The organism is Paraburkholderia sp. GAS38 (genome assembly GCF_050434965.1).
In the GTDB taxonomy this organism is placed as follows: Bacteria; Pseudomonadota; Gammaproteobacteria; order Burkholderiales; family Burkholderiaceae; genus Paraburkholderia; species Paraburkholderia phenazinium_A.
On sequence record NZ_JBNDJO010000004.1, the window covers coordinates 64,470 to 84,472 of the forward strand.

General features: G+C 63.7%; 17 protein-coding genes. 11 read left to right on the forward strand and 6 right to left on the reverse strand.

Annotation, left to right across the window (positions count from 1 at the left end; genetic code table 11):
• The first annotated feature begins 274 nt into the window (after window positions 1-274).
• Genes P3T42_RS10735 through P3T42_RS10745 form a run of 3 tightly spaced genes read left to right on the forward strand, consistent with a single transcriptional unit; the run spans window position 275 to window position 4,126 of the window.
• Window positions 275-946 (forward strand): gluconate 2-dehydrogenase subunit 3 family protein, encoded by a 672-nt coding sequence (locus P3T42_RS10735; protein ID WP_429306010.1) that lies wholly within the window; start codon window positions 275-277, stop codon window positions 944-946.
• Between the two features lie 60 nt (window positions 947-1,006).
• A complete protein-coding gene (locus P3T42_RS10740) occupies window positions 1,007-2,779 on the forward strand; it encodes a GMC family oxidoreductase (protein WP_074295342.1) in 1,773 nt (590 codons plus the stop codon).
• Between the two features lie 3 nt (window positions 2,780-2,782).
• Window positions 2,783-4,126, forward strand: coding sequence for a c-type cytochrome (locus tag P3T42_RS10745; RefSeq protein ID WP_429306011.1), 1,344 nt, complete (start codon window positions 2,783-2,785; stop codon window positions 4,124-4,126).
• A gap of 38 nt (window positions 4,127-4,164) precedes the next feature.
• On the opposite strand, the gene P3T42_RS10750 is transcribed toward P3T42_RS10745, so the two are convergent.
• The 3 genes from P3T42_RS10750 to P3T42_RS10760 all read right to left on the reverse strand — a co-directional run bounded on the left by P3T42_RS10750 (window position 4,165) and on the right by P3T42_RS10760 (window position 7,398).
• Window positions 4,165-5,532, reverse strand: a complete 1,368-nt coding sequence (locus P3T42_RS10750; protein ID WP_429306012.1) for an LLM class flavin-dependent oxidoreductase — start codon at window positions 5,530-5,532, stop codon at window positions 4,165-4,167.
• A gap of 38 nt (window positions 5,533-5,570) precedes the next feature.
• Window positions 5,571-6,920, reverse strand: a complete 1,350-nt coding sequence (locus tag P3T42_RS10755; protein WP_429306013.1) for an LLM class flavin-dependent oxidoreductase — start codon at window positions 6,918-6,920, stop codon at window positions 5,571-5,573.
• Between the two features lie 133 nt (window positions 6,921-7,053).
• A complete protein-coding gene (locus tag P3T42_RS10760; protein WP_429306014.1) occupies window positions 7,054-7,398 on the reverse strand; it encodes a DUF3088 domain-containing protein in 345 nt (114 codons plus the stop codon).
• Window positions 7,399-7,640: 242 nt separating this feature from the next.
• Here P3T42_RS10760 and P3T42_RS10765 point away from each other — a divergent pair, with 242 nt between their 5' ends.
• From P3T42_RS10765 to P3T42_RS10790, 6 genes are all read left to right on the forward strand, one after another.
• A complete protein-coding gene (locus P3T42_RS10765; protein WP_429306015.1) occupies window positions 7,641-8,642 on the forward strand; it encodes an AraC family transcriptional regulator in 1,002 nt (333 codons plus the stop codon).
• Between the two features lie 129 nt (window positions 8,643-8,771).
• A complete protein-coding gene (locus tag P3T42_RS10770; RefSeq protein WP_074295336.1) occupies window positions 8,772-9,338 on the forward strand; it encodes a carboxymuconolactone decarboxylase family protein in 567 nt (188 codons plus the stop codon).
• Window positions 9,335-10,444 (forward strand): acyl-CoA dehydrogenase family protein, encoded by a 1,110-nt coding sequence (locus P3T42_RS10775; protein WP_429306016.1) that lies wholly within the window; start codon window positions 9,335-9,337, stop codon window positions 10,442-10,444. Before P3T42_RS10770 ends, P3T42_RS10775 begins: the two co-directional genes overlap by 4 nt.
• Window positions 10,441-11,271 (forward strand): ABC transporter ATP-binding protein, encoded by an 831-nt coding sequence (locus P3T42_RS10780; RefSeq protein WP_074295334.1) that lies wholly within the window; start codon window positions 10,441-10,443, stop codon window positions 11,269-11,271. The genes P3T42_RS10775 and P3T42_RS10780 overlap by 4 nt, the downstream gene beginning before the upstream one ends.
• A gap of 12 nt (window positions 11,272-11,283) precedes the next feature.
• Window positions 11,284-12,474 (forward strand): ABC transporter substrate-binding protein, encoded by a 1,191-nt coding sequence (locus P3T42_RS10785; RefSeq protein ID WP_429306017.1) that lies wholly within the window; start codon window positions 11,284-11,286, stop codon window positions 12,472-12,474.
• A 34-nt stretch (window positions 12,475-12,508) separates the two neighbouring features.
• Window positions 12,509-13,327 (forward strand): ABC transporter permease, encoded by an 819-nt coding sequence (locus P3T42_RS10790; protein ID WP_429306295.1) that lies wholly within the window; start codon window positions 12,509-12,511, stop codon window positions 13,325-13,327.
• A 55-nt stretch (window positions 13,328-13,382) separates the two neighbouring features.
• On the opposite strand, the gene P3T42_RS10795 is transcribed toward P3T42_RS10790, so the two are convergent.
• Window positions 13,383-14,831 (reverse strand): SidA/IucD/PvdA family monooxygenase, encoded by a 1,449-nt coding sequence (locus tag P3T42_RS10795; protein ID WP_429306018.1) that lies wholly within the window; start codon window positions 14,829-14,831, stop codon window positions 13,383-13,385.
• 63 nt (window positions 14,832-14,894) lie between these two features.
• The gene (locus P3T42_RS10800) at window positions 14,895-16,529 is read right to left on the reverse strand and encodes an ABC transporter substrate-binding protein (RefSeq protein WP_429306019.1); all 1,635 of its coding nucleotides are present in this window, start codon (window positions 16,527-16,529) and stop codon (window positions 14,895-14,897) included.
• Window positions 16,530-16,906: 377 nt separating this feature from the next.
• Between P3T42_RS10800 and P3T42_RS10805 the strand changes: the two genes are divergently transcribed.
• The gene (locus tag P3T42_RS10805; RefSeq protein WP_074297290.1) at window positions 16,907-18,091 is read left to right on the forward strand and encodes an LLM class flavin-dependent oxidoreductase; all 1,185 of its coding nucleotides are present in this window, start codon (window positions 16,907-16,909) and stop codon (window positions 18,089-18,091) included.
• An 84-nt stretch (window positions 18,092-18,175) separates the two neighbouring features.
• Here P3T42_RS10805 and P3T42_RS10810 read toward each other — a convergent pair whose 3' ends face one another.
• Window positions 18,176-18,916: an SDR family NAD(P)-dependent oxidoreductase gene (locus tag P3T42_RS10810; protein WP_429306020.1), complete on the reverse strand. Its 741-nt coding sequence runs from the start codon at window positions 18,914-18,916 to the stop codon at window positions 18,176-18,178.
• Window positions 18,917-19,049: 133 nt separating this feature from the next.
• On the opposite strand from P3T42_RS10810, the gene P3T42_RS10815 reads away from it, so the two are divergent.
• Window positions 19,050-19,940, forward strand: coding sequence for a LysR family transcriptional regulator (locus P3T42_RS10815; protein WP_074295329.1), 891 nt, complete (start codon window positions 19,050-19,052; stop codon window positions 19,938-19,940).
• Window positions 19,941-20,003 lie beyond the last annotated feature (63 nt).

Here is a 20,003-nt window from a genome sequence, read left to right on the forward strand (position 1 = left end):
CCGGGGCGCCGGGGCCGCTACGCGGCCTGAAGCCGCGCGTCGTCCCTCACCAATCCTTACCTCGTAGCAAAAAGCGTGCGCCGACGCGGCTGGGGTACGTGCGAGCCGCAAAAACGCCATGTGGATTTTCTTGGCGCATTTTTAACTAACCAGTTAGAATACTGCCGGAACGAAGCTTCGGGAGCGCTCACGCGCATCCCGTTTCTCTCGCCTCTACGATGATTCCCTGGAGAACGACGTGTTACGGCGCAAGTTTTTGTCGTCAATGATCTTGATGGCTGCAGGCATTGCGGTGGCCAAGGCCCGCGTGATTTTCGGCGGCATGCCGTGGTTCAAGGATCCGGTGGTTCTGCCCGAGCCCGTAGTGCCGGATGGCTGGAAATTCTTCACAGCCGGCGAAGTCGCAGCCGTCGAGGCGATCGCCGACCGGCTGATTCCCTCGGACGAATTGAGCATCGGCGGCAAGGAAGCCGGCTGCGCGCTCTTTATCGACCGTCAATTGAGCGGCGACTACGGCCGCGCGGCCACGCAGTATCGGCTGGGCACCTTCAAGCCGGGCACGCCGAGTCAGGGACCGCAAATCAAGGACACACCGGCCGAACGCTATCGCGCCGGCCTGAAGTCGCTCGACGACCACTGCAAGCAAAGCTTCGGGGGCACAGCCTTCAGTGCACTTGCAGCCGAACAGCAGGACAGCGTGCTGAAACAGCTCGAAGCAGGCGAACTCGCACTCGCCGGCGTCGATGCAAAAGCCTTTTTCAACCTGGTCTTGCAGAACGTGCGCGAAGGTTTCTTCGCCGACCCGATCTACGGCGGCAACAAGGACATGGCCGGCTGGAAGATGCTCGGCTTCCCCGGCGCCCAGTATGACTTCCGTGACGTGATCGGTCGTCAGGGCGAAGACCTGAAGATCATTCCGATCAGCCTCATCAGCCGCAAGAGCTGAGGCGCGCACTGTTTCCCGTGCAGCCCGACTGCACCCCCACTGCAACAAGCGGAGAATCACATGGCACTCAAACGTGCTAAAGCCGACGCTGTGATCGTCGGGCTCGGCTGGGCCGGCTCGCTGATGGCGAACGAACTGACCCTGGCCGGTCTGAACGTGGTCGCGATCGAACGCGGTGCCTGGCGCGACACCAGCAGCGACTTCCCCACCACGGTCGACACCGACGAACTGCGTTTTGCGACGCGCCGCGCGCTGATGCAGCCGCCTGCCATCGAAACGCTCACCTTCCGCAACACGCCAGACCAGACCGCACTGCCGCTGCGCGACTGGAACACGTACCAGTTCGGTATCGGCGTGGGCGGCGCGGGCACGCACTGGAACGGCATGACGTGGCGTTTCCAGCCGAACGACTTTCAGACCTACTCGAACACGGTCGAACGTTACGGCAAGGGCAAATTCCTCGAAGGCATGCAGGTGCAGGACTGGGGCGTGACCTACGCCGACCTCGAACCGTTCTACGACAGGTTCGAACGCCTGGCCGGCACCTCGGGACGCGCGGGCAACATTCAGGGCAAGATCCAGGAAGGCGGCAATCCGTTCGAAGGGCCGCGCCATCGCGACTATCCGCTGCCGCCGCTCGAGCGCACACGTGTCGCCACCCTGTTCGACAAGGCCGCGCGCGGTCTCGGCTATCACCCGTTTCCGGTGCCGGCGGGCAATACCTCGGGTGCGTATGTGAACCCGCTCGGTATTCACATGGCGCCGTGCACGTACTGCGGCTACTGCGAATTCTTCGGCTGCGGCAACTGGTCGAAGAGCAGCCCGCAGGCCTGCATCATGCCCGCGCTCATGCAGCGCAAGAATTTCAGCGTGATCACCGAGTCCGAAGTGCTGCGCGTGAACCTCGCCGAAGACAAGAAGACGGCCACAGGCGTCACCTTCGTCGATCACGACAACAACGAGTGGGAACAGCCCGCCGATATCGTCGTGATCTCGGCCTATCAGATGGACAACGTACGCCTGATGCTGCTCTCGGGCATCGGCAAGCCTTACGACCGCGATACGGGTGAAGGCGTGGTGGGACGCAACTACGCGTATCAGACCATCTCGGGCGCGTCGATCTTCTTCGAGAACGAGCGCCTCAATCCGTTCATCGGCGCAGGCGCGCTGGCGCAGGCCATCGACGATTTCAACAGCGACAACTTCGATCACAGCGAGCACGATTTCATCGGCGGTGGCGTAGCGCTCGTGCACTCGACCAACGGCCGGCCCATCGGTCTCGCCAATGGCGTGCCGCCCGGCACGCCACGCTGGGGCAGCGAGTGGAAGAAGGCGTATCAGCACGCTTACCAGAACTACAACTCGATCTACGTGATGGGCAACAGCTATCCACATCGCGACGTGTACCTCGATCTCGATCCCGAGTACAAGGATCGCTTCGGCCGGCCGTTATTGCGCGTGACCTTCGACTGGATCGAAAACGACAAGCGCTCGGCAAAGTTCATGGCCGACAAGTCGGAAGAACTCGGGCACGCCATGGGCGCGAAAACCGTCGTGCGTAGCGAACCGACCGCGAAGCCGTTCTCGCCGATGGACAACCTGTCCTCGCACACCACAGGCGGCGCGATCATCGGCGACGATCCGAAGACGAGCGCGCTCAATCGCTACCTGCAAAGCTGGGACGTGCACAACACCTTCGTGGTGGGTGCGTCCGCGTTCGCCAACAACGGTGGCTACAATCCAACCGGCACCGTCGGCGCCACCACGCTGTGGGCCGCGGAAGCGATCAAGACGCAGTATCTGAAGTCGCCTGGCCCCCTGGTGAGGAGCTAGAAAGTGCGCGTCAAGACACTCATTGGTTCATTCAGCGCGCTGGCACTCGCCGCCGCTTTCCTGGCGTGGAATCATGCAGGCGAGGTGCATGCTCAGGACACGCCCTCCGCGCAGAGCGCATTGAACGCGCCTGCTGCGAAGGCCGCGCCGCCCGCTTCCGCAAACGCAGACGGGGACGCCGACTCGGCCGAACGAGGCCTGTATCTGGCCCGCGCCGGCGACTGCATTGCCTGTCACACCGCCGAGGGCGGCAAACCGTTTGCAGGCGGCCTGCCGCTGCAAACCCCGTTCGGCAAGATCGTCGCGAGCAATATCACGCCCGACAAGGACACCGGCATCGGCACCTGGAGCGACGCCGAGTTCATTCGCGCAGTCAAGGAAGGCCGCGGCAAGCACGGCGAATACCTCTATCCGGCCATGCCTTATACGGCCTACGCCAAGGTCAGCGATCAGGACCTGCGCGACATCAAGGCATATCTGGATACCGTGCCGCCCGTGCACAACAAGGTCGAGGCGAATCAGTTGCCCTTCCCGTTCAACATCCGCATGCTGATGTTCGGCTGGAACCTGCTGTTCTTCGACAAGACGTCCTTCAAAAACAACGATAAGCAGTCCGTGGAATGGAATCGCGGCGCTTACCTGGTGCAAGGGCTCGGACACTGCGCGTCCTGCCATACCGCGAAGAACTTCCTTGGCGGCGATGAGGCGGCATTGCAAGGCGGCTCGCTGCAGGGCTGGTACGCACCGGAAATTACGAGCAATCCGTATACGGGCCTGGGCAACTGGTCGACGGAGGATATCGTCGAGTATCTGCATACGGGCGGCAACGCGCGTAGCGTCGCATCGGGTCCGATGGCGGAAGCGGTGAGCAACTCGCTGCAGCATCTGAGTACGGCGGACCTGCATGCCGTCGGCGTATATTTGAAGAGCTTCCCGGGCTCGGACCGCAAGGCGCCGGCTGCACTCGACGCGAGCGACGCAACGATGACGCTCGGCCACTCGCTCTTCATGGCGAATTGCGCGGCCTGCCATCGCTCGTCGGGTCAAGGTGTAACGGGAATGGTGTCGTCACTGGCGGATAGCGCAGGCGTGCGCGCACCCGATCCCGCCAATATGCTGCGCACAATCCTGATCGGCAGCCGTGGCGCCGTCACGCAAAGCAATCCGACCGGCGCGGCCATGCCGAACTTCAGCTGGAAACTGACCGACGCCGATATCGCAGCCGTCTCCACGTATGTCCGCAATAGCTGGGGCAATGCGGCGGCGCCGATTTCCGCGGACGACGTCAAGAAGGTTCGCGGCAGTCTTGGCGCTCAATCGGCGATTGGGGTGGCGCAAAACCAGTAGGACACCGCAGCATGCAAAGGAACGGCTCCGGGCGCGGTTTATGCCACCGCGTGCGCAGCCGCTCCGTGCGCCGCGTGCCGGTTGGCCGGCCGCTTGAGTCCGAGATTCTCGCGCAACGTACGGCCCTCGTATTCGCTGCGGAATAGCCCACGCCGCCGCAACTCGGGAATGACGAGCTCGATGAAATCGTCGAGCCCCGCCGGCAACAACGGCGGCATGACATTGAAACCGTCCGCGCCGCCGTTGACGAACCAGGCTTCGAGCTCGTCGACGATCTGCGCGGGCGTGCCCACCAGTTGCCAGTGCCCGCGTGCGCCCGCTACTCGCAGGTAGAGCTGGCGAATCGTCAGGTTCTCGCGCCGTGCCAACTCCAGTGTCAGCACCTGACGGCTCTTGCTCGCATTCGTCTCGGGCAATTCGGGGATCGGACCATCAAGCGGATAGCCGGACAGATCGAAGCCGCCGGTCAGTCCCGAGACGAGCGCCAGGCCCACCTTGGGGTCGACCAGCGCCTGCAACTGTTCGAACTTCTCCTTCGCTTCGCTTTCGCTGCGGCCCACGATCGGAAAGACGCCCGGCATGATCTTCAGGTCGTCGGGATGCCGTCCATAGCGCGCGAGGCGTCCTTTGACGTCCGCATAGAAAGCGACGGCGTCGTCCAGTGTCTGCTGCGCGGTAAAGATCACCTCCGCCGTACGTGCCGCGAGTTCCCTGCCCGCTTCCGACGAACCGGCCTGCACCACCACCGGGTGACCTTGCGGCGCACGGGCCACGTTAAGCGGCCCCCGCACCTGGAAGAAACGGCCCTTATGGTTGAGTACGTGCCGCCGGGCCGGATCGAAGAAACGCCCTTGCGCCTTGTCGCGCAGAAAAGCGTCGTCCTCCCAACTGTCCCACAGGCCTCCCACGACCTCGGCGAATTCGATGGCGCGCTCGTAGCGCTCCGCATGATCGAAGTGCGTGTCGCGGTTGAAGTTCTTCGCCTCATGCTCGTTCGAAGACGTCACCAGATTCCATCCGGCGCGCCCGCCGCTAATGTGATCGAGCGACGCGAACTTGCGGGCGATATGGTACGGCTCGTTGAAACTGGTCGACGCCGTGGCCACCAGACCCACGTGGTCCGTGACGGCTGCCAGCGCCGACAGCAAGGTAATGGGTTCGAATTGCGCCACGTAGCTGTGCGCCGTGCGGCTGAGAAAGTCCACGTTGTCGCCCCGCGTGCCGGCGCCGTCGGCGAGAAACAGCAGATCGAACTTCGCGGCCTCCGCAGCCTGGGCAAGCCTGACGTAATGTCTGAAGTTGACGCCGGCATCGGCCTGCGCCTCGGGATGGCGCCATGCTGCAATGTGATGCCCGGCAGGGTAGAAAAAGGCGCCGAGGCGCAAATGGCCAGTGCGTTTGGTCATGGTGATGGACGGTGGAAATGAAGTTTCAGCGTGAACGCCTAGGCGCTCTTCTGCCACACACGGGCGTTATCGGGCCGCGCGAGACCGAGGTGTTCGCGCAGCGTGCGGCCTTCGTATTCGGTGCGGAAAATGCCGCGCTGCTGCAGCAGCGGCACCACGCCGTCGGCGAAGTCCTGCAGGCCACCCGGCAGCACATCGGGCATCAGATTGAAACCATCGGCCGCGCCCGCCTTGAACCAGTGTTCGATGTCGTCGGCAATCTGCTCAGGTGTCCCGACGATCACGCGATGTCCCCCACCGCCCGCAAGCGAGCGGATCAACTCGCGCACCGTATAGCCGTGCCGCCGCGCCTGCGCGATCGTTGCGTGAAAGAACGTATGGTTGCCGTTGCCGCCACCGGGCAAGGTGAGGTTGTCGGGCAGTTTCTCGTCGAGCTTGAGCCTGTCTGCCGGAATGCCCAGCGTACCGGCGAGGCGGGTCAAGCTATAGCTCCAGGGAATCAGGTCGACCAGTTCGTCGCGCCGCCGCAAGGCTTCGCTTTCCGTGGCGCCGATGATCGTCGTCAGGCCGGCCAGCACCTTGACGGCGTTGCGTCCGTAAGCGGCGGCACGGGCCTTCAGTTCGCGTCCATAGGCAAGCGATTCGTCGAACGACTGCGAGGCGGAGAACACCGCTTCCGCATGGCGTGCCGCCAGATCGCGGCCATCCGGCGACGCACCCGCCTGCACCAGCACCGGATGTCCCTGTGGCGAGCGCGGCAGATTCAGCGGCCCCTGCACGTCGAAATACTTGCCGTGATGCGCGATGGGATGGATCTTGTCGGCGTCGACGAAATGCCCGTTGATCTTGTCGCCAATGAACGCGTCGTCTTCCCAGCTATCCCACAGCGCTTTCACCACTTCGGTAAACTCTGCCGCCCGTGCGTAGCGCTCGGTGTGGTCCGGCACCGCCTCGCGGCCGAAATTGCGCGCCGAGCCGAGATCGGCGGTCGTGACGACGTTCCAGCCGGCACGCCCTGCGCTGACGTGATCGAGTGTCGCGAAACGACGCGCGATGTTGTACGGCTCGTTGTAACTGGTCGAAGCGGTCCCGATCACGCCAATGTGCGACGTCGCCGCGGCAATGCTCGCCAGCAGGACGGTCGGTTCGAGCGCCGTGATCGGCCGGAAGCCGATCTGGTCGGCAATCGACGCGTTATCGGCGAGGAACACGGCATCGAATTTGGCCGCCTCGGCAATCTGCGCGACGCGCACGTAATGGGCCACGTCGATGAACGCATGCGGGTCGGCCTCTGCGACGCGCCATGCCGAGGGAACAAAGCCCGAGTGCAGGATATTGATGTTCAGATGCAACTGGCGCGGCGGCTGCGGGCCTGCAGCGTGGCTCATGTGAAAGTCTCCGTGGCGGGATCAGCTTTGCCCGCTTCGTGCGGATGAGCGCGAACCAAAGCGGGAGCGGGCAGCGTGGCCTTCGAACACCGGCCTGACCGTAATCGCAGACCGATAACTTTGCTAGGCCGCGTCAATGAACTTTCGGAAAGCCGTGGCGCTCAGCAAGCAACGCGAGAATGCGCTGGGTGTCGGTGACAAAGCGTGTTTCGCCTAGCGTCTGCGCATCGTCGGGCACCGCTCCCTCGTCGCCGAGGATCAGCACGGGCAAGCCCTGGTGATCCGCGTCGAGCGCCTGGATCGCCACCTCGCGCGGCCGTGCAAACGGCAAGCGCTGGATATCGAGGCTCGCGGTCTTCGCGGGGTCGCTGGCGAGCAGTCCTTCGATCGGCGCGCCGTGCGGGCAAATGAAGCGCTCGCCGGGGTACTTTGGATCGGTAAAGCCAGGTTCAAGGAGTAAGAGGAGGTCTCGGCTCATGATGTGCGGCGGTCCAGAAGAGGATGAGTCGAACGATTCTCAGCCCTTGCATGGCATTGCGCCACGAATAAATCCGCACAACGATATGCGCTCCGCAACTTAGCGCGACACGACGGATGCCCTGGCGTCGGGCATCCATCCTCCCCTTCGCAAGGCATAAGCTTCCAACAAAAAATTCGTTGCATCGCACCGACGAAACTCTAATGTAATGGGTCCGCCCTGCTTCGCCGCACCCGAGTCCCATGTCCCCCCACGCCGAAACGATTGCCGACTGGCTGCTATCCGGTCTCGAACTGAAAAGTACGATCTTTCACGTCGGTCAATATTGCGGCGCCTGGCAAGCATCGACGGCGGGACGCCATCGCGCCAGCTTCCATCTCGCGCTGCACGGCGAATGCTGGCTGCACCTGCCCGCCAATGCGGAGCGCGCGGCGCAAAGCCTGCGCCTCGCGCCCGGCGACGCCGTGTTCCTGCTGCACGACATGCCGCATTGCCTGTCGCCGGATCCGCGCCCGCCGGCAAGCGGCCATGAAAGCGAACGGATCGGCACGATGTCGCCGCTGATCTCGCCTGCGGATGCGCTCGCGCCCGCCGACGGCAGCGTGGGGATCGCCTGCGGCTTCTTCGAGTTCAACTCGGGACTCGACGATATGCTGCTCAGCCTGTTGCCCGATCACATCGTGGCGCGGCGCGACAATCCCTCACTCGATGGCGCACGGGCGATCTTCGATCTGATTCGCGCCGAAGCGCTGCGCGACGTGCAGACCCCGTCTCCGCTGATCGCCCGTCTGACCGACCTGCTGTTCGTCTACGTGCTGCGTGCGGTGGCCGGACGCGACGAGATTGCGCCGTGCTTCTGGTCCTTGATGCGCCGCCCGGAATTTGCCCCGCTCGTCGCGGCGATTATCGAGGCGCCCGCCGAACGCTGGACCACCGATACGATGGCGAGCTTCGTCCACATGTCGCGGGCGCGCTTTTGCAAGCAGTTCGTCGATATCTCCGGCCAGCCGCCCGCCCAGTTCGTCACGCTGGTCCGTATGAAAATGGCCGCGGCCATGCTGCGCGGCGGCTCGAGCATGCCGGATGCGGCCGAACGGGTCGGCTATCAGTCGGAGTCGGCGTTCGCGCAGGCGTTCAAGCGCGTCACCGGCGTACAGCCTGGCGCGTATCGCCGCCGCGCCGTGAAATCCCCTGAAAAGCAGGCTCCGGCCGCCATAAATAGGCCGGTCGCCGCACTGCATTGAGCGAAGCGCGGCGAGTTGCACCACCGCACCGCTCGAAGCTGGACAAACTCGCAGGATTCGCAGACAGGCGCGCATTGTTCCGTCACGCTTGCCGGACTCACAATGAGGCCTTATCTGTGAGGAACTCCCATGAGCCGTCTCCGTTTGCACACCCCCGAGAGCGCCCCTGAGGCGAGCCGCCCCTATCTGCAACGCGCGCAAGCTGCCAATGGCTTCCTGCCGAATCTGGTCGCGTCGCTCGCCAACGCACCCACTGCGCTCGAAACCTATCTGACGGTGGCGGAAATCAACGGACGCAGCGGCCTTTCACTGGCCGAGCGCGAAACGGTGCAGATCACCGCTGCCGCTATCCATGGCTGCGGTTTCTGTGTAGCGGGGCATACGGCCGTTGCATTGAAGAAGGCGCAACTTGAACCGCAGCTTGTCGAATCCATTCGGGCCCAGACGCCGTTGTCCGACCCGCGCCTCGACGCGGTGGCCGTGTTCACGCGGGCGGTGATCGCCACCCGTGGCGCTGTTTCCGACGAAACGCTTGCGGCGTTCCATGCAGCCGGCTTTAGCGATGCCAATGCGCTGGAAGTGATCCTCGGCGTGAGTCTCGCCACGCTGTGCAACTTCGCCAACAATCTGGCGCAAAACGAGCTGAACCCGGAGCTCGCCGCCTATCGTTGGGCGCCGCAGGAACAACTCGCATGAAGGCGCCGACGCCGTCGTTGCAGCAACGCGCGCCGGAACTCGCGGCATGGCTCGATGAGCATGCCGAAGCGATCGATGCCCACCAGGACTTCGCCGCCCAGATCCTGCCTCAGCTCGCTCGCGCGCACCTGTTCCGGATCGGCGTGCCGGCCAGCCTGGGCGGCGACGACGGCAGCACGGTCGAAGCGATTGAAGCCATTGCGAGCGTGGCGGCGCATTCGCTCGCGAGCGCCTTTGTATTCTGGGGACAGCGGACCTTCATCGAATATCTGCTCCATAGTCCTAACGAAGCGTTGCGCAAGCGCTGGCTGCCCTCGCTCCTGAGCGGCGAACTGGCTGGTGCGACAGGTCTTTCGAACGCGATGAAGTACCTGTCGAGTCTGGAGCCGCTGCAGATGAACGCGACGCCGCTGAACGGCGACGGGGCCACCCGGCGATGGACCTTGAACGGCAGCCTGCCGTGGATTACGAACCTGCGCCGCGAAGGGTTTCTGGCTGCGGCCGCCTTCGATCATAGCGACGGCGCACCGCCGTCGATCTTTGCCTTGCCGCACGACACACCCGGCCTCGTGCGCAGCGACGACCTCGACCTGATCGCGCTGCGTTCGAGCAATACGGCGGCGTTGCGGCTCGACGGCGCGGTACTGGACTCGGCCTGGCAGATCACCAACGACGCGCGCGGATTTCTCGTGCGCGTGCGCCCCGCTTTTCTGGGGCTGCAGTGCGGCATGTCAATCGGCCTCGCGCGCCGCGCTCTCGCCGCCATTGACGCAAGCAGCGCGGCCGCCCGCGCGGCGGTCGAAGACGAGGCCCCGGAACTGGCGAACGAACTCGCTGTGCTGTCAAAGCGCCTGTTCGACGGTGTCGAGCACGGCACGTTCCTCGCTGCGCCGGCCGCGCTGTTCGAAGTGCGTATCGCACTCGCCGCGCTCGTGGATGCCGCCGTCCGGCTCGAAGTGCAGACAACCGGTGGACGCGGTTACTTGCGCGGTCAGAGCGGCTGCGCCCGGCGCACACGCGAAGCGGCGTTCGTACCGATTGTCACGCCCAGCATCGTGCAACTGAAACACCAGTTGGCCCAGCATCGACAGACGAAAGCGGCATGAGTCACGCAACCGGTACGCCCGCATCGCGCGTCGAGCTACGCGAAATTGGCCTCAGCTACGCGGACCGGCATGTGCTGCACGCCGTCGACCTGAGCGTGCGGCCCGGAGAACTGGTGTCGATACTGGGGCCGAGCGGCTCCGGCAAATCCACGCTGTTGCGCATCATTGCAGGTCTGCAAAAGCCCACCAGCGGCCGAGTTCTGGTTGATGGCGAAGCGGTTGGCGGCCCGCGTCCCGACGTGGCGCTCGCCTTTCAGGATCCTTGCCTGCTGCCCTGGCTGTCTGTGGATCGGAACGTCGCGTTCGGTCTCGGCTTTGCCCGTCAGCCGCACCTGACGCGCGCCGCCCGCCGCGAACGCGTCAACGCGGCGCTCGCCGAGGTGGGCCTCGAGCATGCCCGTCACTATGCGCCGCGACAACTGTCCGGCGGCATGGCGCAGCGCGTCGCGCTGGCCCGCTGCCTCGCCCGCCAACCGCGCACGTTGCTGCTCGACGAACCCTTCGGTGCGCTCGACGAACTCACCCGTGCCGATATGCAACGCCTGCTGCTGCAAGTGGTGCGCGACACGGGGGCGGCTACCGTTCTGGTCACGCACGATATCGACGAGGCCTTGCTGGTGTCCGACCGGATTGTGGTCCTCGGCAGTCGCGGCACGCTGATCCTGCATCTCGCGGTCGACGTTGCCGCGCCGCGCGAAGCCCATGTGCCGGCGCTCGGCGCGTTGCGCATCCAGATTCTTCAGGCGCTGCACGACTCGATGTCGACAGCGCCGAACGCCTCGCCAATTTCCCCCGTCTCCAACACGCAGCCCTTCGCTCACGCATAAAGGCCAAACAGCATGTGCCAGCTTCCGATGTCTCGCCGCGAGTGGCTCAAACTCGCCTCGATGTTCACCGTTGCAGGAGCGGCGCCGCTATTGGGCGCACTCAACGCACGCGCTGCCACCGATCCCAACGCGCCGGTCCGCATCGGCTACCTGCCGATCACCGACGCGACCCCGTTGCTCGTTGCGCACAACAACGGTTATTTCGAAGCAGCCGGCCTTGCCGTGGAAGCGCCTACGTTACTGCGCAGCTGGGCGCAACTGGTGGAAGCGTTTCTGTCCGGTCAGGTCAACGTCGTGCATCTGCTCTCGCCCATGACGATCTGGGCCCGCTACGGCAGCCAGGCGCCGGCCAAGGTCGTTGCGTGGAACCATGTGAACGGGTCGGCGCTGACCGTGTCGCCTGAGATCGACAAGATTGGCGACCTCGGCGGCAAGACCGTGGCCGTACCGTTCTGGTATTCGATTCACAACGTCGTGGTGCAGGATATGTTGCGCGCACAAGGACTCGTGCCCGTGCTGAAAAAGGACGGCGATCTCAAGCCGAACGAAGTGAGGCTCACCGTGATGTCGCCATCGGACATGCCGCCCGCGCTGGCATCGAAACAGATCGCCGGCTTTATCGTGGCCGAGCCGTTCAATGCCGCGGCCGAAGGTCTCAAGATCGGCAAGGTGCTGCGCTTTACCGGCGACGTCTGGAAGAATCACGCCTGCTGCGTCGTCTTCATGCACGAGCGCGATTTGACTGAGCGGGCCGCCTGGTCGCAGAAGGTGGTCGATGCCGTAGTCAAGGCGCAGTTGTGGACGCGCGCGCATCCGCAGGAAGCGGCGCAGTTGCTGTCCAAGTCCGGCAAGAACCATTACACGCCTCATTCGGCAGAAGTACTTGGCAACGTGCTGGCGCCGTCTGCTGCGGATCAGGGCCGCTATCTGGCCGACCGCGCCATCGTCCACGCCGACTGGCACGCGAAGCGCATCGACTTCCAGCCCTACCCATATCCCGACTACACCGAGGAACTGGTGAAGCGCCTGAAAGCGACCCAGCTCGAAGGCAACGGCCAGTTTCTGGGCAAGCTGGATCCGGCGTTTGTGGCGCGCGATCTGGTCGACGACCGCTTTGTCCGTAACAGCATTGCGGCCGTCGGCGGCATGAGCGCGTTCGGTCTGCCGGAGGGCTTTGAGCGCACGGAGACGATCGTTGTCTAACGCGCCTCTGGAGACCGTGTCCGCCCCTGTCCGTATGGGCACTGTGCGCGCCGCGCGGCCCGCGTCGCGTGCGCATGGCTGGGTGCGGCGCGCGCTGTCCGGATTGGCGGGCCTCGTGGGCGTCGTCGTGATCTGGTGGCTCGCCATTACGCTGCTCGCCGACCCCAACGGTCTGGCCGCGCAGTTTTCCCCCACTCGAGCGCTGGCGACACTGCCGTCATTGATCGTCGACGATCGCCTGTTGGTCCATATCGTCACCAGTTTGCGACGAATCGCCGTTGGCCTCGTCTGGGCGCTGCTGGTCGGTGTTCCTTTAGGATTCCTGCTGGGGCGGGTGCGCGCGCTCGACACGGCACTGTCGCCCACCCTGCAGTTTCTGCGCATGATCTCGCCGCTGTCGTGGATGCCGATAGCGGTGATGTCGCTCGGTGTCGGCGATCGTGCGGTGTATTTCCTGCTGGCATTCGCCGCCGTATGGCCGCTCGTGATGAGCACAGCGGCCGGCGTCGCGCAGATCGACCGGCGCTGGGTGCAACTCGGCGAGAGCCTCGCAGCGACACGCGGCGAAATGCTCTGGCATGTCTACGTGCCGGGCATTGCCGCGCATGTGCTGACCGGTGTGCGACTCGCCATCGGCATTGTGTGGATCGTGCTGGTGCCGGCGGAAATGCTCGGCGTCAGTTCGGGGCTCGGCTATCTGATTCTCGATACCCGTGACCGCCTCGCCTATTCCGAGTTGACCGCGGTGATTCTCGTGATCGGCGCGCTGGGCTTTTTGCTGGACTCCATGGCACGCCTGCTTTATCGGCGCTTTGGTGCGGCGGCCCAATTGCAGGCGTCCGACGAAAGGTAAGCGCCCATCGCTGCCAGCGGCGGAAGTTTCGCCCCTCCGCCGGCATCATTGACCGTCACGTCACATCTGCCCGATCGCCCTGCCACAGACGGTTCGCATACAGTGCCGCGTCGAAATCCGCCGGCACGTCGCCGTTCATCCGCGTGACGTGAGCATCGAGATCCGCCAGAAAGAGGTCGCGGCTGATGCGCTGCACGACCGCCGGAATATCGCGCCGCATGCTCGGAACGTCGCCGACCGGTAAGCCGAAACTGACAAAACCCGCCGGGTTGTAGACGTGGATATCGCGCAGGTAAGGTGCGTCGCCCGCGCTTTTCTCCAGATATTCGAGCGCGGCGCCCAGATAGGGATGCGCCCCGAGATAGTCGTCGGTCTCATCCACGGGCGGCACATATTGGTCTCGCCACAAGCGGATATGCGAGGCGAAATCGGCTAGCTCCGGCCGCGCCGCGGGATCGATGAAGTAACCGGTCCCGGCAATGGCAAAGTCGAAGGTGAGCCGTTCCCCTGCCACGCTTGCCTCAATCGCGCCGTTAGCAATGCGCGCCTCGCTCCACTGCGCGCCGAGATGCAGATGGAAATTGGCGAAGTTCGTGGCACGCTCGACGGCATCGACCGGCGGCGTAGAACCGGAACGCCGGAAGCGCCGTGCCTGAGCCCAACGGATCGCATCGGGCAACTGAAAATAGTTGTCGTAGGCGCCGGGATAAGCACGGGTTCGCGTGATGGGCACAGACGGCAGCGTGGCGCGCCGCACGAACAGATGCACGTCGCCTGCGCCGGCCTCGAGCGCGGTTGCGGCAGCGTCGAACGCGGACGCCGCGCCGCCGAGTACGGCTACGGACTTCCCACGCAGCGCGGCAAAATCGATCTCGCTGGACGTATGCGCATGAAACGCCGCCGGCAAGTGCTTCAACACGGCGGGCACGTACGCACCGCCATTGCCGGCAACGCCGTTGGCCAGAATCACCTTGCGGGCGGTTTCGACGACCTGCCGAACCTTCTTGCCGTCGCTCACCTCCAGGAGCACGCGAAACAGTCCATCCACAGGCTCGATGCGCGTGAGACGTGTGTCGTAACGGATAGCGATGTCGAGAAAGTGCCGGAACCACGCCAGATATTCGGCCCAGCGCGTGCGCGGAATCCGGTCGATGGTTGCGTAGGAATCACTGCCGAAACGCGCCTCGTACCATGCCTGAAAACTCAATCCCGGCAAACCGGTCTCGGGGCCAACCAAAGACTTCGGAGTACGCAGCTTGTTCATGCGCGCCCGCGTGAGCCACACGCCGGCTTTCGATTCGTCCTGCGCCGCGTCGATCACGCTGACACGTCCGATTCCCGCGCGCCGCAGCGCGAACGCAAATGCCGCGCCCGTCTGGCCAGCGCCGACAATCAGGACATTGTGATCGACACCCTCGCGATCCGGCACCCAGTTATCAGGCGCCGGACCCAGCAGCTTCAGCGTGTTGAGGGCGTCGTGATCGGGGTTCACTGCTTGCGTCATGTCTGAATTCCGCTTTCCATTGATAAGAAATGGCGAGCACTTTATCGTGCCGCTTTCTGAGGCTTAGGCCACAAACACGTCGGCGAGATTGCCGTCCAGACCATCCGCCGTGACGGTATGGTTGTGCACGCGCCGGTTATAGATCGTCACCTGCTTGAGCGTCACCAGATCGACGATCGGCAGGTCTTGCCCGACCACCTGCTGGAACCGCCTGAAATACGCCACGCGGGTGCGCGGGTCGTTCTCCACGGCAGCGGCTTCGAGCAAGCGGTCGACTTCCGGATTGCTGTAGTGCGTCGCGTTCGAGAACGGCACGCCTTTCCTGAAGTTCTTCGACCAATACAGGCGCTGTACGCCGACAGTGGGATCGAAGGTATTGCCGAGGAAGTTCGCGTCCAGATCGAAATCGCGGTCGGTGTAGATACGCTTGACGTAGGCCCCGAAGTCCTGCGAACGCACCGTCGCCTCGATGCCTACGCCGCGCAGCGTCTGCCGCAGATAGTCGGCCAGCCGCGCGAAGGTCGGATCGTACGGGTTGTAGTCGACGTTCAGCGCGAAGCGATAACCGTTCGACTGGCGCGGCAGTCCGGCCTCGTCGAGCAGTTGGTTCGCCTTGGCGGGATCGTGCGGCCAGGTGGGCGCATGCGGATCGTAGAACTGCGTCAGCAATGGACTGATCGGCGAAGGCGCGACAATTCCATAGCCGTACCAGACGGCCCGCAGGATCGCCTCGCGGTCGATCGTATGGGCGATCGCCTGACGCACCTTCGGGTTGGCGAGATAGCGGTTGTCGAGGTTGAACTGCAACTGGGTCTGAGCGGCATCGTAACTATAGCCGCGCGATTCCAGCGCCAGATGCGGCAGCGCCTGCAACCGCTGGATGTCGAGCAGCGGCACCGGGTTTTCGCCGGCCAGGTCGAGTTCGCCGGTTTCCAGCGCCACGGCACGGGCCGCCGGATCGCCGATAAAGCGCAGGACCAGTTCGTCGATATAGGGCTTGGGGGCATCCCAGTAGTCGGGGTTACGCACGAGTACGACGTGGCTGCCGCGCTCCCAGCTCTTGAAGCGGAACGGCCCGGTGCCGATCGGCGCGATGTTATGCGGGTTGTTGAGCGGATCGCCGCTGTCGTAGAGATGCGCCGGGACGATGGGGGACTCGGACGCTGCGAGCGCGTAGATCAGATACGGCGCAGGCCTGGATAGTTGCAGCAGCGCGGTGTGCGGATCGGGCGTGCGGACTTCGACGACGTTGGCGAACGTAGAACGGCCGCGCGAATGGTATTGCTTGAGCAGACCAATCGACGTCGCAACGTCCTTCGAGGTGAACGGCTCGCCATCATGCCAGCGCACCCCTTGGCGCAGTTTGAAGGTGTACTGCAAGCCGTCGGCGCTGATCGTCCACGCGGTGGCCAGTTGCGGCTGCGGCCGCACGTTGAAATCGTAGCTCAGTAGCCCCTCGGTTACCTTGGGACTCGCCTTTTGCTCCGCGCCGGCCGTGGTCGCGAAGTTGATCAGCACGTTCGGTTCGGGATTCACCAGCAAGGTCAAGCGGCCGCCGCGGCGCGGTGCGATGGCCGTTGTTTCTGCAGCGGCGTGGGCGAGCGAGGCGAACGGCCCGAACGCCACGCCTGCGGCGCTGCCGGCGAGGCCGAGCAACGCCGTGCGACGGCCGGAATGAAACGGGTGGCGATGCGGCATGCTGGCTCCTTACGAAAGAGAGCGCGAACCAACGTGGCGCGCTCTACGATATCTGCCGGACGCTGCACGATAGCAAGCGTTGCACGCTCATTTGAACGATTAAATTCAGGATTGCATATGTAATCGGGCGGGCGAGGTACGTGCCTTCCTGAGCCGGTGCGTATCCGCCATTTTCGACGCTATAGCAGCGCGGTGCCACGTAGAAATGCGGCTCAATTGAATAGCAGAATTCGTTCTTTGGAGTTGATGGTTATTGCGTGCTTAACTATTAAGCTCTCCCGTCATTTCGCCGCGCCGCACTCCGGTTATGCCGCGAGCCGCTATGGATACCTACTGTGACCCATTCGACGCCCGTTGAGCAAACGCTTGATCCTTCGATAACTGTCCCGGTTTCCACAGACGCTTCGCCTGCGCGTTTTGTCCCGGTGCCCTCGCCTGCCGGCTTCGCCGACAGTCCCGTGTCGCGCGTACTCGCGCAACCGCTGATGCTGGGCCTGTTTCTGCCGATCCAGGCGGGCGGCTGGAGCGCCTCCACCTTGCCGCGCAGCACAGACTGGTCGTTCGACTACAACGCCGCGCTAGTGCAGCGGGCCGAGCACTTCGGCTTCGATCTGGTGTTTGCGCTGTCGCAATGGCTGCCCAAAGGCGGCTATGGCGGCGTATTCAATGGAGAAGCACTGGATTCGTTCATGTCGCTGGCGGCGATGACCGCGCTCACGAAACGGATCATTCTGGTGGCGACCAGTCACGTCCTCTATGGTCCATGGCATCCGCTTCATTTTGCGAAATTCACCGCTACGCTCGATCACATCTCGCAGGGACGGTGGGGGATCAATGTCGTGACCGGCCATCGCGCGGTCGAACATGAGATGTTCGGCTGGCAACGCATCGAACACGACAAACGCTATGAACTGGCCGCCGAGTTTCTCGACGCCGTTCAGCAACTATGGGCACAGCCCGACAACTTTACGTTTGCGCCGGCGTTGTCGAACTGGAGTCTGAACGGCGCCTTCGTGACGCCCAAGCCGCGCTTTGGACGCCCGTTGCTTGTCAACGCAACGGGTTCGGACGCGGGCATCGATTTCGCCGCGCGTTACTCGGACATTGTCTTCATCACCAGCCCGAACGGCTCCGAGATCGAAGCGGCGCTACAGGCGTTGCCTGCCCACACGGCGCGCGTGAAGGCCGAGGCTGCCGCCAAAGGACGCGCGATCCGCACGCTCATCAACCCCATGGTGATCTGCCGCGAAACCGCCGCCGAGGCACATGCCTATCACGACGCCATCGTCGCACACGGCGATGAAGGCAGCTTCCACCGCTTCGACAGCGACGCTCATGCCTGGCGCGGTGGCAGCGCCCAACGCACCCAGGCGGCGGCTCGCGCCGTGGGCGGCAACATTACCATCGTGGGCTCGCCGGAACAGATTGCCGAATACATCGTCCGCCTGCACCAGGCAGGCGTCGACGGAGTTCAGCTCAGTTTCTTCGACTTTCAGCCGGACCTCGAATTCTTTGGCCAACGGGTTCTGCCGTTGCTGCGCGAGGCAGGTCTGCGGCATTAATACCGGACGGTATGGATGCGAGTTTTGCGGATGTGTGGCTACAGCACTAAGCATTCCAAAGGGTTTCGCATCGGCCCTCGGGTCTCAAACCTGACCGATACCGCCATCGGCCATCAGGTCCGCACCCGTCACGTACGAACTCTGGTCTGACGCGAGGAAAAGCGCCGCGCTGGCGATCTCCTCGGCCTGCGCGAGCCGGCCAAGCGGGACCATGCTCTGGTACATGTTCACCAGATCCTCGCGGGTCGCCGACTGCGAGTCGAGAATCGGCGTGTCGGTAACGCCGGGGCTCAGCATGTTGACGCGAATGCCGCGATCCTTGAACTCCGCGGCCCAGGTGCGGGCATAGGAACGCAACGCCGCCTTGGTCGCCGCGTAGGCGGTGTGGCCAGGAATGCCCATGACGTGCATGGCCGACGACACCAGCACAATCGAACCGCTCCCTGTCATCAGCGGCAGCAACTTCTGCACGAGAAAGACGGGGCCGCGAGCCATGAGGTTGAACGCCTTGTCGAAATGCTCGGGCGTGAGGGTGTCGATGGAAGCCTGCTCCGTAAAGCCCGCGTTCGACACGACGATGTCGACGGCGCCCTTTTCTTCCCTCACCACCGCAGCGACACGGTCGAGGTCATCCAGGTTCGCGGCGTCAGCCTGAATCGCTGTGACGTTGCGTCCGATCAGTCCGGCGGCCTCATCAAGCTGCGCTTCCCGGCGGCCGAAGATAAACACGTGAGCACCTTCAGCGACGAAGCGCTGGGCGACCGCCAAACCGATACCGCTTGTTGCGCCGCTAATGACGGCAATCTTGCCTGCGAGAGTGGACATTGTGACCTGCTGCCTGTTCGTGAATGACAGGTTCATGGTAATTGCGGTCGCCGGCGTTGATAATCCGCGAATTGCCCATAAGATCTATGCTAGAAAAGAATGGATCAAACAGCCGCCCCTCGTGAGGATTGCAATGGACCGGTTTCATGAGTTGAATGCCTTCATCGCCGTCGTTGAAGCGGGTGGTTTTTCCGCCGCGGCGCGTCGAACCGGCGACACACAGTCCGCCGTCAGCAAGGCCGTTGGTGCACTGGAAAGGCGCCTCGGCGTGATGCTCTTCAACCGCAGCACGCGCAGCGTGACGCTGACCGACCAGGGCCAGCGGTACTATGACCGGACGAAGCCGCTGGTCGAGGAGATGGACGATGCCGACAGCGAGCTGACCAGCAGCACGCAGAATGCCTCCGGTCTGATCAGGATCGCCGTCGCCTCGACTTTCGGGCGCCTGCACATTCTTCCGCTCATACCCGAGCTGTTGTCGCTCAATCCCGGTCTTCAGGTGGACCTTGTTCTTTCTGACTTCGTGCGGGATATGGTGGACGACCGGATCGATCTGGCGATCCGCGTGGGCCCTGTCGACGAACCTGACGCGATCGTCAGGCGCGTGGCCAGCACGCCTCTCGTATGCGTCGGATCGCGCCGCTACTTCGAGCAATACGGCATACCGAAGACGCCCGCCGAGCTCGTCGATCACAATTGCCTCTTATATGGCGGCCTGGTGGAGTCGGTGAACTGGCCGTTCGTCGGGCCGGACGGTCCGTTCAGCGTGTCCGTGCACGGCAATCTCTCGTCCAACAGTGTCGAAACTATCCGCGCGGGCGTGCTGGCTGGGGTTGGCATCGGCCTGTTTGCCAAGGTCTCTCTTGCCGATGAACTCCAGCATCCGGACGTGATCACGGTCCTCGACGAATTCATCAGCGAGGTGAGAGACGTCAGCCTCATCTGGCCTAAACGTCGCTTTGTACCGGCCCGCGTGCGCTGCGCGACCGAGTTTTTTGCCAAGGCGCTGCCACAGCGGGTTTAGGAGAACGGGATCCATTTGCCGCAAGGACCGGCGCTCAGCCCATCGTGGCCGTTTCAGCGCGGG